9 protein-coding genes and 1 tRNA gene are annotated in these 15,491 nt (G+C 69.6%); 1 reads left to right on the top strand and 9 read right to left on the bottom strand.

Translation table 11 applies throughout. From position 1 onward, the window contains the following. Positions 1-31: 31 nt before the first annotated feature. The 7 genes from J3486_RS21530 to J3486_RS21500 form a co-directional block, all read right to left on the bottom strand. Positions 32-544 carry a SigE family RNA polymerase sigma factor gene (locus tag J3486_RS21530; protein ID WP_207822567.1) on the bottom strand — a complete coding sequence of 171 codons (513 nt, stop codon included), beginning with the start codon at positions 542-544 and terminating at the stop codon, positions 32-34. Between the two features lie 1,274 nt (positions 545-1,818). Then, positions 1,819-2,529 (bottom strand): AlpA family transcriptional regulator, encoded by a 711-nt coding sequence (locus J3486_RS21525; protein ID WP_207822564.1) that lies wholly within the window; start codon positions 2,527-2,529, stop codon positions 1,819-1,821. 978 nt (positions 2,530-3,507) lie between these two features. Continuing rightward, positions 3,508-4,608, bottom strand: a complete 1,101-nt coding sequence (locus J3486_RS21520) for a DUF6615 family protein (RefSeq protein WP_307804889.1) — start codon at positions 4,606-4,608, stop codon at positions 3,508-3,510. After that, entirely contained in the window at positions 4,605-5,243 is a 639-nt protein-coding gene (locus J3486_RS21515; RefSeq protein WP_207822560.1) for a hypothetical protein, read from the bottom strand. Before J3486_RS21515 ends, J3486_RS21520 begins: the two co-directional genes overlap by 4 nt. A 224-nt stretch (positions 5,244-5,467) precedes the next feature. Next, positions 5,468-5,541, bottom strand: a tRNA-Thr gene (locus tag J3486_RS21510). Positions 5,542-5,635: 94 nt separating this feature from the next. Further along, the gene (locus J3486_RS21505) at positions 5,636-7,243 is read right to left on the bottom strand and encodes an alpha/beta hydrolase (protein ID WP_207822557.1); all 1,608 of its coding nucleotides are present in this window, start codon (positions 7,241-7,243) and stop codon (positions 5,636-5,638) included. A gap of 87 nt (positions 7,244-7,330) precedes the next feature. Beyond that, a complete protein-coding gene (locus tag J3486_RS21500; protein ID WP_207822555.1) occupies positions 7,331-8,536 on the bottom strand; it encodes a DNA polymerase III subunit delta' in 1,206 nt (401 codons plus the stop codon). A gap of 76 nt (positions 8,537-8,612) precedes the next feature. Between J3486_RS21500 and J3486_RS21495 the strand changes: the two genes are divergently transcribed. Next, positions 8,613-9,074 (top strand): GNAT family N-acetyltransferase, encoded by a 462-nt coding sequence (locus J3486_RS21495; RefSeq protein ID WP_207822553.1) that lies wholly within the window; start codon positions 8,613-8,615, stop codon positions 9,072-9,074. Positions 9,075-9,203: 129 nt separating this feature from the next. On the opposite strand, the gene tmk is transcribed toward J3486_RS21495, so the two are convergent. Further along, positions 9,204-12,392: a dTMP kinase gene (tmk, locus tag J3486_RS21490; protein ID WP_207822551.1), complete on the bottom strand. Its 3,189-nt coding sequence runs from the start codon at positions 12,390-12,392 to the stop codon at positions 9,204-9,206. A gap of 203 nt (positions 12,393-12,595) precedes the next feature. Then, on the bottom strand, positions 12,596-15,448 hold the full coding sequence (gene topA, locus J3486_RS21485; protein ID WP_207822549.1) for a type I DNA topoisomerase: 2,853 nt from the start codon (positions 15,446-15,448) through the stop codon (positions 12,596-12,598). Positions 15,449-15,491: the final 43 nt, after the last annotated feature.

The following is a 15,491-nucleotide window of genomic DNA, read 5'->3' as shown; positions in this document are numbered from 1 at the left end:
TCCTCATCTACGTCTGTATGCCGTTACGTCGTCAGTGAGTGGCGAACTCGCCGATGCTGCCGCCGAGTTGCTCGCGCAGCCGCGCCAGCGCCCGGCTGCTGCGGGTGCGCACGGCGGACGAGCTGAGGTGGAGAACGTCCGCGGTCTCCTCGATCGACCGGTCCTCCCAGTAGCGCAGCACGACCACCGCGCGGTCCTTCGGCGGCAGTTCTCGCAGCGCATCGAGCAACGTCAGCCGCAGAGAGGTGTCGCTGCCCCCTGCCGCCGCGCCCTCGGGCAGCTCGGCGGACGGCCGTTCACCGGCCGAGCGGCGTCGCTGATACGCGAGGAACACCCGTACGAGCACGGTCTGCGCATACGCCGCGGGGTTGCCGACGCGCACCGCCGAACGCCCCCACACGACGTACATCCGCCCCAGGGTCTCCTGCACGAGATCCTCGGCGAGATGCGCGTCCCCGCTGGTCAACAGGCATGCGGACCGGAACAGTTGCCCCGACCGCGCCTCGGCGAACTCCCGGAACGCTCCTTCTAGCGACCGCCTCATCCGCGCTGCTCCCCCTTCGTCGCACCCACACCTGATAGATGCGCCGGCCCCCGGAGAATGTTGCAGACGATGTCCGGGACCGCGGATATATGGAAAGGCCGAGCGGCACCGAGCGCGACGCGGCCACGGCCGCAAGGCCTGCCCGCCGCCTCGTACGCCTCGTACGCCTCGTACGCCTCGTACGCCTCGTACGCCTCGTACGCCTCGTACGCCTCGGGAGAGGTGTACGTCACCCGGCCGCGCCCAGCGGGCCCTCCGGGCCATGCGGACATGAAAGAAGTCAGGCCAGACATTGTCCGGCCTGACTTCTTAGATGAGCCGCCTTCGGGATTCGAACCTGAGACCTACGCATTACGAGGGCCTGCAAGATCGTGTCGGATGGTGCCGCGCGCTCACGCGAGATCCTGTTGCGGCTGGTCAGACAGGTGCTGGCCTCCTTCGCATGACGCCGCATCCAGGGGGCTGCCACCGGGTCCGCTCACGCATCGCTCACGCATGGAGTCGGCGCCGGAGCAGATGATCGCAGCTGGTCAGCCCACCAATCTGCTGATCACTCATCGTGGTGGTCGCCGTCGGCGCCCTCACCCGCTGGGCCTGGCTGGCCCGGGCCCGAAGAAAACACGTCGGCGCGGGGTCGGCCAGGTAGGTCGTCGCGGCCTCCCCCACCACCGACGCCGTCGCGCGCGGGCGCTTTCCAAGCCAATACGCATCCAGCGCCGGACCCAATCTCAGGCTGCAGCTGCATCGCCACAGATCGGCCGTGCAGCTGCGCTTGCACAGATGGCCGTGAAGGCTCGGGATCACGTCGAGGGCTCCGGAGACCGCGTCCACGGCGAAATGGCCGATGCCGAAGGGGTTGTGGACGCCAGGGCGCAGAATCAGCCCTCCGTGCCAGCCAGTCCATGCTGCCCTTCTTCAACTGCGTTGCCTTCCAACGAAGTCGGAAGATCTCCTCGGCCTCGCTCCCACTCTGGCCGTTGCCACGTCGTCGCGTCGACCTCAAGTCACGTACTACCTCGGGAACCGGCTCCCCCATCGCCATCACCATTCGCAGGCCCCCACGAAACTCAGCCACGAGCATGCCGGACAACACCGGAGGCGCGCGCCAAGCTGAATTACCTGGTCAGGTTCGAGACTTACGTCAGGATTCATTACCTGCCAGATGCGCCTCTGGTCGGCGTGGCGCTCCCGTCCCTACGCCGACAGGAACGGAATTCTATTCCGCGCCCCCACTCCCTCGCCGGTGACTTGCATGTGGATATGTGCACCACAACTCAGGCTGCACCACCGCGCGCATGAAGAGCACCGTTCTCAACGTCATCAACGTAGACAATGGCGTCCGGAATTTCCTTGAAATGCATGAGAGCCCTGACTGATATTTTATAGCTACGACCCGCCCTCGCCACCGGGAAAGGGAACTGCCCGGCACCGATCAGTCGACGCGCGGCAGATTCGGCAATCCCCATCACGGTTGCAGCTTCCCGAAGCCCAACATATGGGGGATAAAGATCCGAAGCATAGTAATAATGTTTCGAGTTGGAAATCCAGTATCGATGCAACCCCGAAGCCTTACTTTGACTAACCGAACCCGATCGCCGACCGGAGCGAATCTCGTCATGAAAAGACTGCACGGCATCGAAATGCCCCAGCCTCTCGAAAAGCGCCCCGAAGCGTTCACCACTGATCTGTTCCGCGAAATCTGCGTCACGCATGACGCCCAAGTCAAGGATAGAGGCCGCCTTCACGCCAAGGCGCGGGTCAGAAGCGTCCGGCCCGTCATAGACTTCGATGTCATCAGCTGGGTATTCGAACGAGCCGGGATTCCCAAGTTGCCAGGCCACCTCGAAAGCCGCCTTCACCATTCGATCCCGCACGTGGCGCGGCGGAACGCCCACCACAGTGTCCGCCCAGACTTCCAGTGCAGTTGCCACCATTGACGATCGCAGCTCTTCACGGTCGACCCGAAAATCTCGGGCGATCTTCATGGATGTCGATCGGAAGCAAGGAACGATGCAATCAAGAATCACCAACCTCCACGTGTCGTCACCGTCTAGATCGCACAACCTACCCATTGCAATTAGAGATTCCCACAGGCGGGAACTCGCAGCTGACCGGACTCCCGCCGAAATCGCCTCCGCGCGAAATTTCGCATAGGTGGGATGCCGTTTAATATCACACTCTTCAACATTCCCTACATGCACACAAACTGGCGCTTTCCCGAAAACATCGCGAACCTTCCATTCAATCCGGTCGAAAATATCCGGCATAACCCCTCCTCGAGGCTTCATCTTCGCCACCTACTCCGCGATTGACTATGGAGGACCGGAAACGAATCCAACGGAAAAGCCTGAACCGGCTCACCCGATCGTGTCGGAAATTTTCATTGTTACCCCGCATAGTCCGTATCTCGGATATGGCACCGAAAACGCCGGATCCCGAGCTCCGGCGAGCACGAGGGACACGTCCCTAAGGGCCCGTAAAGATCTTGTTGAGTTGCACTGGCCAGGCGCACTCGATCCGGGGCTTCGGCCGTGCCGTTGGTGAACAAGAGGTCACCCGGCTTGAAGGCATCGACGCTGACCGCCTTACCCTCATTGACCTGCGTACGGTGCGAGTGATCGAAACTCCACCCGCCTTGTACGACGCCTGCATCAGGGCCAACGGCAACAAGGGGCCCCTTCTGCAACCCGGGCGGATCTCAAACCTCTTCGAGCGTCTTGTCGCCGAGGCGCGACATCTACCAGTCCGTGCTCGACGATCTCGCCCGCGTCGCTGGCGAGGCCTGGTCCAGCTCGTGCCCCGTGCGCGATCCGGACGGCGATCGAGCAGCATGCCAAGACTCTCGTTTTCGCCGTCAAGTCAGCACCTGAGTGCACTTGTTCGTGCACCTGCGGAGCAACCCTCCGGAATGAGCCGGTTACGGCGTGACCGCTTCCCGCACTGCTGACCGGTTTCCGTACCGGTCAGCAGCCGGTGAGGTCTATGAGAGCTGTCCCGGCGAGGCGCTCGTCCGGAGGTTCGAACGTCTCGCTGTGAAGCATGTGCCTGACTCGCTCCGGCAATGGCGGCAAAGGTCTGTCAGCCAGCACAGCGAACTTCCGATACAGGGGGGTGTCCGTCAGGTCGATGTACGGTCGCTCGGCCACGTCAGGCAGGACGACACGGTCCTGGGCCGGAACTCGGCTCTCTCTGTCCTCAGCACGCTTGATCGACCTGACGACGTATGAATAGACCTCGGGGCGCTCGACAGCGAGGCTAAGGTCACTGCGCCCGTCAGCGTGGAGTTCGCAGATGTGGTCGAACGCGGCTTCCAAGCCCGTGTCCTCCTCGTACCTCTTGTGCGAGTCGCAGAGAAGACGGTTCCAGGGCAGGCTGTGCTGCTTGACATGGTCACTCGCGCGGGGCATGCCCTCAGCTATTACGCGCTGAACGACCAGCGCCGAGACGATCGTGCATCCCATCTGGCGTTGATCGGCTCGCGTGTGATCACAGTCAGCCGGTGCCAGGGCCTCGCCGGGGGCGGTCCAGCTCTTGTGGTTGTAGAAGACGTAGAAGGGCAGACAACCCGAGGCCGCTGCGTCTTCGACCAGTTGCGTACTCTGCAGCGCCCCGGTGCTGCGCACGGTGTGACGAAGTACGTAACGGCCGTCCTTGTGGGCTTTCTTGGCCTGTACACGCATGCCGAAGCCGTGGGTACCGTCGTGGAACCACCACTCCCAGTCGGCCCCGTTCCTGGACTCCTCCTCGCGACTGTACTGCTGTGTGACCACCCGGTCCCCGTGTGCCTGGCGGATGTCCTGGAGGTTGTAGTCAGTGAAGGACTCTTCCCCCAGGGCCCTGCCCGCGAGATGGCTCTCGGCGAGGCGCTCATAGGTCCGCTCAGCGCAACGGCAAAGGGTGCGACACAGGTCTCCCGGCTTCTGTTCCTGCCTGCCGTGGGGCCGCACCGCGAACCCGCATGTGGGGCAGAAACGAAAGTCGCTCCCGATCTCCCGTCCGCAATCACAGAACTGGGCAGGGCCGGCCTGCTTCTGCTTCGCCAGTGCTCGCGTTGTCACTGTCATCCCGTGGCCTGGGCTCGAAGTCTGCGGGCCAGAGCCGCCTGGTGACGCATGACCGGCAGCGCATCCGAGTCCACGTCCCCTTGCTCGTGGTCCTCGCCGCACGTGCAGATGCTCCAGTTGCCCGACTCGATGTGGTCGGCCACCGCGTCGACCAGTTCCGTCAACTCATCGAGCATGCCGACTGGCACGTTGGCCGCGCCATCGGAGTGCCGTTGCACGAGGGCAGCGCCGATCTCGGTGGCGAGGTCCAAGAGGTGAGCCGCTGCCGCGCCGTCGTCGTTGATACCAGCGTACTTTCCAGCCCGCGCAGCGGCCATGACCAAATGCCCCAGCGACTCAACGGGCGTACGAACCGAGCGGTCGTCGAGCCGGACCGGCCTCGTCGCGTGCGGCCCGGGAGAGCTGCGGTCTTCCTCTGCTGCTACCTCCATAATGATCCCGGCGACCGCCTCCGGCGTCACCGGGTGAACGGCTTCCGCGCGATCCATGCCGGACTGCTGCGCGATGACCTCGACGAGGTTGGACGCGACCCTGTGCACGGATGTCACTTCCACCTCGACTCCGTGCGTGAGGAGCACAGCGCTCGACTGCGTCACGAGCGAGCGGAACTCCACAGTGTCCAAGGGATCTGCCACGTCAGCCAGCCTATGAGCTGGGTTTGGAGTGATTCCACAAATCGGCTCACCTGCCGGGGCGCCTCACACGACGACTCGTCCGCCCTCTCGATCACATCCTGCGCGCACCCCTCGTACACCCCTTGGATTCGGTGGTGCGGGGCCGGGCGTCCTCCGCCCCGCCGACAAGGCATCAGGGCAAGCAAAAGGCCAGGTCACGAGTTATGCGACCTGGCCTCTTTCGGAGCCGCCTTCGGGATTCGAACCCGAGACCTACGCATTACGAGTGCGTTGCTCTGGCCATCTGAGCTAAGGCGGCGCCGCCGCGCGCACCGGAGTGCGTCAGCAACGTCGCCAATCCTACACGGTCCCCAGGGGTGCTCCGCCCACCCTTTATGGGCATGGGAGACGGGCTACGAGCAGCGCTTTCCGTCGGTGGGCGGGGTGCCGGTCAGGAGGTAGGTGTCGATCGCGTCGTCGATGCAGGTGCTGCCGCGGCCGTACGCCGTGTGGCCGTCCCCGTCGTAGGTGAGGAGGCGGCCGGAGGAGAGCTGGGAGGCGAGGGACTTCGCCCAGCCGTAGGGGGTGGCCGGGTCGCGGGTGGTGCCGACCACGACGATCGGGGCGGCGCCGTCGGCGGTGATCCGGTGCGCCTCGCCCGTGGGCCGGACCGGCCAGGAGCCGCAGTTCAGGGAGGACCAGGCGAGGCCGGGGCCGAAGACCGGGGAGGCCTTCTCGAAGTCGGGGAGGGCGGATTCGACGTCCGCGGGCGACGTGAAGGACGGGGGCTGGTCGAGGCAGTTCACGGCGGCGTTGGCGAACATCAGGTTGGAGTACGTCCCGTCGGGGTCGCGCTCGTAGTAGCTGTCGGAGAGCGCGAGCAGGCCCGCGCCGTCCTTCTTGCTCAGCGCGGCGGTGAGCGCCTCGCGCAGTTGCGGCCAGGCCCCCTCGTCGTACATCGCCGCGATCACTCCCGTGGTGGCGAGCGCCTCGCCCAGCTTGCGGCCGTCGGGGTCACCGGTGGCGAGGGGCGTGCGGTCGACGGTGGTGAAGAACTGCTTCAGGCGCTGTCCCGCCTCGGCGGGCGTACCGGTACCGAGAGGGCAGTCGGCGCGGGCCACGCAGTCCTTCGCGAAGGAGGTGAACGCGGTCTCGAAGCCGGCGGTCTGCTCCAGGTTCAGCTCGCGGGAGGACAGCGACGGGTCGAGGGCGCCGTCCAGGACCAGGCGGCCCACCCGCTCCGGGTACAGGCCCGCGTACGTCGCGCCGAGGAAGGTGCCGTACGAGGCCCCGACATAGGTCAGCTTCTCGTCGCCGAGCGCCGCGCGGACGAGGTCCATGTCGCGGGCCGCCTCGACCGTGGAGACATGGGGCAGGACCCGCTTGGAGGTCGCGTCGTGGGTCTCGCAGCCGTCGGCGAACCTCTGGAAGGCGGCCGTCAGCCCGGTCTTCTCGGCGGCGTCGTCGGGTGTCACGTCGGTCTGCGTGTACGCGTCCATCTGCTTGCCGTTCAGGCAGGTGACGGGCGCGCTGCGGGCGACGCCGCGCGGGTCGACGGCGACCATGTCGTAGCGGGCGCGGACCCCGGCCGGGTAGCCGATACCCGCGTACGCCTGGAGGTAGCCGATCGCCGAGCCGCCGGGGCCGCCCGGGTTGACCAGGAGCGAGCCGAGCCGCTTGCCGGGGCCCGTGGCCTTCTTGCGGGAGACGGCGAGGTCGATGTCGCCCGCGGTCGGCTTGTCGTAGTCGAGGGGCGCCTTCAGCGTCGCGCACTCGAAGCCGGGGACACCGCACTCCCGCCACTTGAGCGTCTGGCTGTAGTACGAGGTCAGCTCGGCGGGGGTCGCGCCGGGCAGCGCGGCGAGCGAGGCGTCGGCGGTGCTCGAACTCCCCGGGGAGCAGGCCGCGACACCGGTCAACAGCAGCGCGGCGGCCGCGCCGAGGAGGGCGGCCTTGCGGCGGACGGCGGTAACGGGGGCGGGGCGGGAGCGGAAGGTGGAGGGGCGGCGCCTGGAGTGCATCGAACGAGCGTAACCCTCCGCAGCCGTGCCGTCACAGCGAGCGGTCGCATCGGCACTCTAAAGAGCAGCACCCCGGCCGGACCCCGCTCACCCCGCCCGCAGCGCCACCGTCATCGCCTCCACCGCGAGCAGCGGCGCGACATTGCGGTCGAGGGCGGTGCGGCACGCCCCGATCGCCTCGATCCGGCGCAGGGTCGACTCCGGCGAGCTGCCGCGTGCGATCCGCTCCAGCGTGTCCTGGATCTCGACGTTGGCCAGCGCCACTCGCGAGCCGAGCTGCAGCGCCAGCACGTCCCGGTACACACCGGTCAGCTCGGTCAGGGCCAGGTCGAGGCTGTCGCGCTGGGATCTGGTGCGGCGGCGCTTCTGCTTGTCCTCCAGGTCCTTCATCACGCCGGCCGTGCCGCGCGGCATCCGCCCGCCGGCCTGCGCGCCGAGGGCCGCCTTCAGCTCCTCGGTCTCCTTGGTGTCGACCTCCTCGGCGAGCTGCTTGGAGTCCTCGGCCGCCGCGTCCACCAGCTCCTGCGCCGCCTTGAGGCAGCCGCCGATGTCCTCGACGCGCAGCGGGATCTTCAGCACGGCGGCCCTGCGCTCCCGCGCGCGCGGGTCGGTGGCGAGGCGGCGGGCCCGGTCGATGTGGCCCTGGGTGGCACGGGCGACGTTCGCCGCGACGTCGGGCTCGATACCGTCACGTCGTACGAGCATGTCGGCGACGGCGCCGACGGCCGGCGACGCCAGGGTCAGCAGCCGGCAGCGGGAACGGATCGTCGGCAGCACGTCCTCCACGGAGGGCGCGCACAGCAGCCAGACCGTGCGCGGGGCGGGCTCCTCCACGGCCTTCAGGACGGCGTTCGCCGACTTCTCGTTCAGCCGCTCCGCGTCCTCCACGAGGATCACCTGCCAGCGGCCGCCCGCCGGTGATGTGTACGACTTGCGGACCGTGTCGCGCATGTCCTCGGCGAGGATCTGGGTGCCGACCGCGGCGACCGCGGAGACATCGGCGTGGGTGCCGAGCAGCGCGGTGTGGCAGCCGTCGCAGAACCCGCAGCCCGGGGAGCCGCCGAGCGCCCGGTCCGGCGACACGCACTGCAGCGCGGCGGCGAACGCGCGGGCCGCCGTGACCCGGCCCGCGCCGGGCGGCCCGGTGAACAGCCAGGCGTGCGTCATCTTGGACGCGGGCGGTGGCGGGGTGTCGGTCGCGGCAGCCGTCACCAGCGCGTCCGCGTCCCGCGCGGCCGCGTCGAGCGTCGCGATCACGCGCTCCTGACCGACCAGGTCGTCCCATACGGCCATCGCCTACCGCCCTTTCTCAGGCTGTGCCCCTTTGCGACCATTGTGCCGGGCCCCACTGACACCGTTGGATACGACGATGACCGATCTCCGTATCGAGCCCCTGACCAGCGGCTCCCCCGACGCGCTGCTCGCCGACTGGCAGCACGCGCACAACACGATCGTGCCCGCCGCGTCCGCGCGCCTGTCCCTCGACGACGTACGCGAGCGCGCCGGCCGCAACGTGCTGGAGGTCGCGTACGAGGGCGACGTCCTCGTGGGCTGCACCACCGTGCGACGGCCCCGCGAGGACGGGACCGCCACCGTGATCGCCCGGGTGCTGCCGGAGCACCGGGGCCGCGGCCTCGGCACCGCCCTGTACGAGCGTGGGCTGGCGGCGGCCCGCGGGCTCGGCGCGCGGTCCTTCGAGACGGTCCTGCTGGCCTCGAACACGGCGGGACTGCGGTTCGCCGAGCGGGCCGGTTTCACCGTCGAGGTCGACCGGTACCAGCTCGACGGCGACCCCGCGGACTGCGTCTGGGTCGAGCTGCGGCTGGCCTGACACCGCGGAGCCCGACCCCCGGGGCCCGACCTGCGGAGCCCGCTCCACAGAGCCGACCCACAGATCCGACCCAGAGAGCCCGACGCGAGGGACCCGACCCACCAGGCCCGACCCACGGAACCCGGCGCCTCAGCGGCGTCGGCGCCCGCCGTCTCCCTCGTCCTCGTCCCGGCTGCCGAGCAGCTCGTCGGCGAGCGACGGCAGGTCGTCCAGCGGGGTCTCCTCCGCCCAGTCGGGGCGGGGGCGGCGCCGCGGCCGACCCTCCTCGTCGACCTGCGGCAGCTCGGCCGTGCGCTCCGCGGAGCCCTCGGGGGACGGCCGCTCGTCACGGAAGTAGCCCGGCGGCACCTTGTAACCGGAGGAACCGGAGGAACCGGAGGAACCGGAGGAACCGGCCGGATCCGGCACCTGCGGGAGCACCGCCGTCTCGTCCGCCGCGCCGGCGGGCGGCTGCGGAAGCACCGCGGTCTCCTCTGCGTCGGAGGGGGACGCCGGAGTCGCCTCCGGGACCTGCGGCAGCACCGCGGTCTCGTCGGCCGCGCCCGCCTTGGCAGGCAGGTCCTCGGGCCGCACCATCGGCGTCGGCACGGTCGTCTCGTTGTCCGGAACGGGCGGCTGCGCCGGAGTCGCGGGAGCCGCCGGGGTCACAGGGGCCGCCGGTGCAGCCGGTGTCGCGGGCCTGGCGTCCTCGACCTTGCGGAACTCCATCGTCCGCCCGGCCTCCGCCGCCGCCGCGCTCGCCTGGGCCGCGAGCCGCCGCGCCTCCTCGGCCCGCAGCAGGGCCTCCTCGGCCTTGCGCTGCTTCTCCAGGCGCCGCTCCTCGGCCTCGGACCGCAGCCGCGCCTCTTCCTCGGCCTGCTTGCGGCGGCGCTCCTCCTCCGCCTTGCGGGCGGCCTCCTCCGCGAGCAGCCGCGCCCGCTCCTCCTCGGCCTTCTTACGGGCCTCCTCGGCCCGCACGCGCGCCTCCTCGGCCTGGCGCTCGGCCTCGATGCGCTGCGCCTCCTCCAGCTCGCGGCGCTTGCGCTCCTCCTCCTCGGCGCGCAGCTTGGCGAGCTGCTCCTGGCGCTCGCGCTCCAGGCGCTCCTCCTCCGCCTTGCGGGCGGCCTCCTCCTCGGCCTTGCGGCGCGCCTCTTCCTCGGCGGCCTTGCGGGCCTCCTCCTGCGCCTTGATCTCGGCCTCGGAGAGCGGAAGCAGCATGTCCAGGCGGTGCCGGACGACGGTCGTGACCGCCTCCGGCTCCTGCCCGGCGTCGACGACCAGGTAGCGGCCGGGGTCACCGGCGGCCAGGGTGAGGAAACCGGAGCGCACGCGCGCGTGGAACTCCATCGGCTCCGACTCCAGCCGGTCGGGCGCCTCGGTGAACCGCTCGCGGGCGGCCTCCGGGTCCACGTCGAGCAGCACGGTCAGGTTCGGTACGAGTCCGCTGGTGGCCCAGCGGTTGATCCGGGCGACCTCGACGGGCGACAGGTCACGGCCCGCGCCCTGGTAGGCGACGGACGAGTCGATGTACCGGTCGGAGATGACGACGGCGCCGCGCTCCAGAGCGGGGCGGACAACGGTGTCGACGTGCTCCGCGCGGTCGGCGGCGTACAGCAGCGCCTCCGCGCGGTGCGACAGACCGGCCGACGACACGTCGAGCAGGATCGAGCGCAGCCGCTTGCCGACCGGGGTGGCGCCCGGCTCGCGGGTGACGACGACCTCGTGGCCCTTGGCCCGGATCCAGTCGGCGAGCGCCTGCGCCTGCGTGGACTTGCCGGCCCCGTCGCCGCCCTCCAGGGCGATGAAGAAGCCGCTCGGGGCGGGTGCCTGCGCCGGGTCGTGGCCGCCGAGCAGCGCGTCGCGCAGGTCGTGGCGGAACGGGACCCCGCTGCGGTCGTCGGCCTTGGCGAGCACCAGCGCGGCAACGGGCAGCAGCAGCGCGCCCACCAGCATCAGCGTGAACGCGGCGCCGCCGTGCGCGAAGACGAACTTGCCGCTCTCCAGGCGGTGCCGCCCGATCAGCGCGGCGAGCAGCGGCGCGATCAGGGCGCCGAGCGCCACCGAGACCCGTACGACCGCCTGGAGGTGCTCGGTGGTGCGGGCCCTGCGGTACTCCTCGGTCTCCTGGTCGAGCAGCGTGTGCCCGGTGTTGGCCGCGATGCCGGCGGCGACACCGCCGAGCGTGACGATGAGGATCACGCTGGTCACGTCGGGCACGAGCCCGGCGGCGAGCAGCGCGATGCCGGTGAGCGCGATGGCCAGCGCGAGCAGCCGGCGGCGCGAGAGCGACGGCAGCACGGACGGCGCGCTGCGGATCCCGATGACGGTGCCGCCGGTCAGACCGAGCACGAGCAGACCGAAGGTGACCGGTCCGCCGTCCAGGTCCTTGGCCTGCAGCACGGCGACGGCGACGGCCGCGGAGACCGCTCCGGCGACCGCGGCGCACGCGAGCACGAGCAGCGGGATGGCGCCGGTGCGTCCCTTGTCGACACCGGTGCCGGTCTTCGGGCGGCGCAGCCCCTCCAGCGGCGACCGCGCGCGCGGGGTCTGCGTACCGGGCAGTTCGAGGAAGAAGACGACGGACAGGGAGGCGGCGAACAGGCCCGCCCCCACGTACGACGACAGCGCCACCTGGTGCAGCGCGAACCAGTCCACGCCCGCACCGATCAGGTTCTGCACCAGCGTGACCACGACGAGCACCGCGGCCGCCAGCGGAACGCCGACGAAGGTCGTGCGCAGCGAGAGCCTGCGCAGCGCGTCCATGTGGTCGGGCAGCGGGCGCACGGCCGCGCCCTCCAGGGGCGGCGCGGGCAGCAGCGCGGGCGCCGCGCTCTCCTTGGCGACCGTCCAGAACCGCTCGGCGACCCCGGCCACGAAGGCGGTGACGAGGATCAGCGCCAGCGCGTTGTCCGGCGTCCAGTCGATCCACAGCGGGGCGACGATCAGCAGCGCGGCACGCAGTCCGTCGGCGCCGACCATGGTCCAGCGCCGGTCGAGCGGGCCGCCGGGCGTGGTCAGGGTCGTCAGCGGGCCGAGCAGCACGGCGCCGAAGAGCAGCGTGGACAGGATCCGCGCGCCGAACACGGCGGTGACGGCCAGGGCGACGCCGCTGTACCCGGCGCCGAACGATCCCTCGGCGATGGCCGCCTGCAGTGCGAGCACCACGAGCACAAGCAGCCCGAGCACATCACCGACCCCGCCGACGAGCTGCGCGGACCACAGTCGCTTCAACTGGGGTGCGCGCAGGAGGGCGCGCACGGCGCGCTCTCGGGAGTCCGCTACCAGGGCGTCGTCTGGGGCCGCACTACTGGGGGCCGTTGGCTGCTCGGCAGGGGTCATTCGTCCAGCCTATCGGGACGCACCGACACTCCGGGCGCCCAGCCCGAACAAATGGACGCCCCCGGTACAACTTCCGGGGGCGTCCACGTGTCTACGTAAAACGGCTCTGCGGGACCGGCCCGCACGCGCCGGTACGGGGCGGCCCGATCAACGGCAGATCGACGGCAGGTCAACGGCCGATCGACGGCCCGCGCGGCGGTCCACTACTCGTCGGCCGCGCCGGAGGCCGCCGTCTTGGAGGCGGCCGCCTTCTTCGTGGTCGTCTTCTTCGTGGTCGTCTTCTTGGCGGTGGTGGTCTTCTTCGCCGCCGTCTTCTTCGCCGTGGTCGTCTTCTTGGCGGCGGCCTTCTTGGCCGGCGCCTTCTTGACGGCCTTCTTCGCGGTCTTCTTGGCGGGTCCCTTGGCCCGCTTCTCCGCGAGCAGCTCGTAGCCGCGCTCCGGCGTGATGTCCTCGACCGAGTCGGCCGCGCGCAGCGTCGCGTTGGTCTCGCCGTCGGTGACGTACGCGCCGAAGCGGCCGTCCTTGACGACGACGGGCTTCCCGCTGACCGGGTCCTCGCCGAGCTCCTTCAGCGGCGGCTTCGCGGCCGCGCGCCCGCGCTGCTTGGGCTGGGAGTAGATCTCCAGCGCCTCTTCCAGCGTGATGGTGAAGAGCTGCTCCTCGGCCGTCAGCGACCGCGAGTCCGTGCCCTTCTTCAGGTACGGCCCGTACCGCCCGTTCTGCGCGGTGATCTCGACGCCCTCGGCGTCGGTGCCCACCACGCGCGGGAGCGACATCAGCTTCAGGGCGTCGTCGAGCGTCACCGTGTCGAGCGACATCGACTTGAAGAGCGAGGCCGTCCGCGGCTTCACCGCGTTCTTGCCGGTCTTCGGGGTGCCCTCGGGGAGCACCTCGGTGACGTACGGGCCGTAGCGCCCGTCCTTGGCGATGATCTGGTTCCCGCTGCCCGGATCGGTACCCAGCTCGAAGTCGCCGCTCGGCTTGGCGAGCAGCTCCTCCGCGTACTCGACCGACAGCTCGTCGGGGGCGAGGTCCTCGGGGACGTCGGCGCGCTGGTGGCCCTCGGAGTCGCGCTCACCGCGCTCGACGTACGGGCCGTAGCGCCCCACCCGCAGCACGATGTCGTTGCCGACGGGGAAGGACGAGACCTCGCGGGCGTCGATCGCGCCCAGGTCGGTCACGAGCTCCTTGAGGCCGCCGAGGTGGTCCCCGTCGCCGTTGCCCGCGTCGGCCGCGCTCGCGTCACCCGATCCCTCACCGAAGTAGAAGCGCTTCAGCCAGGGCACGGACTGCGCCTCACCGCGCGCGATGCGGTCGAGGTCGTCCTCCATCTTGGCGGTGAAGTCGTAGTCGACGAGCCGGCCGAAGTGCTTCTCCAGCAGGTTGACGACGGCGAAGGACAGGAAGGACGGGACGAGCGCCGTGCCCTTCTTGAACACATAGCCGCGGTCGAGGATGGTGCCGATGATCGACGCGTACGTCGACGGGCGGCCGATCTCGCGCTCTTCCAGCTCCTTGACCAGCGAGGCCTCGGTGTAGCGGGCCGGCGGCTTGGTGGCGTGGCCGTCGACCGAGATCTCCTCGGCGGACAGCGCGTCGCCCTCGGCGACCTGCGGCAGACGGCGCTCGCGGTCGTCCAGCTCCGCGTTCGGGTCGTCGGCGCCCTCGACGTAGGCCTTGAGGAAGCCGTGGAAGGTGATGGTCTTGCCGGACGCGCTGAACTCGGCGTCGCGGCCGTCGCTCGACGTGCCCGCGATCTTGACCGTGACCGAGTTGCCGACCGCGTCCTTCATCTGGGAGGCGACGGTCCGCTTCCAGATCAGCTCGTACAGCTTGAACTGGTCGCCGGTCAGACCGGTCTCGGCGGGCGTGCGGAAGCGGTCGCCCGAGGGACGGATCGCCTCGTGCGCCTCCTGCGCGTTCTTGACCTTGCCCGCGTAGGTGCGCGGCTTGTCCGGCAGGTAGTCCGAGCCGTACAGCTGCGTGACCTGAGCGCGGGCGGCGGTCACCGCCGTGTCCGAGAGCGTCGTGGAGTCCGTACGCATATAGGTGATGAAGCCGTTCTCGTACAGCTTCTGGGCCACCTGCATGGTCGCCTTGGCGCCGAAGCCCAGCTTGCGCGAGGCCTCCTGCTGCATCGTCGTCGTACGGAAAGGCGCGTACGGCGAGCGGCGGTACGGCTTGGACTCGACCGAACGGACGGCGAACGACGTGTTCTCCAGGGCGGCGGCGAGCGCTCGCGCGTTCGCCTCGTCCAGGTGCAGCGTGTTCGCCGAGTTGCCGCCCTTGATCTGGCCGAGCGAGTCGAAGTCGCGGCCCTGCGCGATGCGCTTGCCGTCGACCGCCGACAGGCGTGCGACCAGCGACGACGGGTCGGACGGGTCACCGGCGCGGCCGGTGGCGAAGGTTCCGGTCAGGTCCCAGTACTCGGCGGAGCGGAAGGCGATGCGCTCGCGCTCGCGCTCGACGACGAGCCGGGTGGCCACCGACTGGACACGGCCCGCCGACAGGCGCGGCATGACCTTCTTCCACAGGACCGGCGAGACCTCGTAGCCGTAGAGACGGTCGAGGATGCGGCGGGTCTCCTGGGCGTCGACCATGCGCTTGTTCAGCTCGCGCGGGTTGGCGACGGCGGAGCGGATCGCGTCCTTGGTGATCTCGTGGAAGACCATCCGGTGGACGGGAACCTTGGGCTTCAGGACCTCCAGGAGGTGCCACGCGATGGCCTCGCCCTCGCGGTCCTCATCGGTGGCGAGGAAGAGCTCGGTGGAGTCCTTCAGCAGGTCCTTGAGCTTCTTGACCTGGGCCTTCTTGTCGGCGTTGACGACGTAGATCGGCTCGAAGTCGTTCTCCACGTCGACGCCGAGGCGGCGCACCTCGCCGGTGTACTTCTCGGGGACCTCGGCCGCGCCGCTGGGGAGGTCGCGGATGTGCCCGACGCTCGCTTCGACGACGTACCCAGGGCCGAGGTAGCCCTTGATCGTCTTCGCCTTGGCGGGCGACTCGACGATGACGAGTCGGCGGCCGCCCTGTGCGGTCTCGCTGGTCGGGGACAACTTCGCTCTTCTCTCCGGTCGGCGGTTGGGGCCGTTCTGGTCG

The sequence above is a fragment of the Streptomyces sp. VRA16 Mangrove soil genome (assembly GCF_017377775.1).
In the GTDB taxonomy this organism is placed as follows: Bacteria; Actinomycetota; Actinomycetes; order Streptomycetales; family Streptomycetaceae; genus Streptomyces.
Note: the sequence above shows the minus strand (reverse complement) of the source record. Positions and strands in the feature narration are given on the sequence as shown.

What these genes read in the sequence shown, in the direction of transcription:
- J3486_RS21530 (WP_207822567.1), bottom strand. Translation starts at nt 544, where the DNA reads ATGAGGCGGTCGCTAGAAGGAGCGTTCCGGGAGTTCGCCGAGGCGCGG.
- J3486_RS21525 (WP_207822564.1), bottom strand. Translation starts at nt 2,529, where the DNA reads ATGAAGATCGCCCGAGATTTTCGGGTCGACCGTGAAGAGCTGCGATCG.
- J3486_RS21520 (WP_307804889.1), bottom strand. Translation starts at nt 4,608, where the DNA reads ATGACAGTGACAACGCGAGCACTGGCGAAGCAGAAGCAGGCCGGCCCT.
- J3486_RS21505 (WP_207822557.1), bottom strand. Translation starts at nt 7,243, where the DNA reads ATGCACTCCAGGCGCCGCCCCTCCACCTTCCGCTCCCGCCCCGCCCCC.
- J3486_RS21500 (WP_207822555.1), bottom strand. Translation starts at nt 8,536, where the DNA reads ATGGCCGTATGGGACGACCTGGTCGGTCAGGAGCGCGTGATCGCGACG.
- J3486_RS21495 (WP_207822553.1), top strand. Translation starts at nt 8,613, where the DNA reads ATGACCGATCTCCGTATCGAGCCCCTGACCAGCGGCTCCCCCGACGCG.
- tmk (WP_207822551.1), bottom strand. Translation starts at nt 12,392, where the DNA reads ATGACCCCTGCCGAGCAGCCAACGGCCCCCAGTAGTGCGGCCCCAGAC.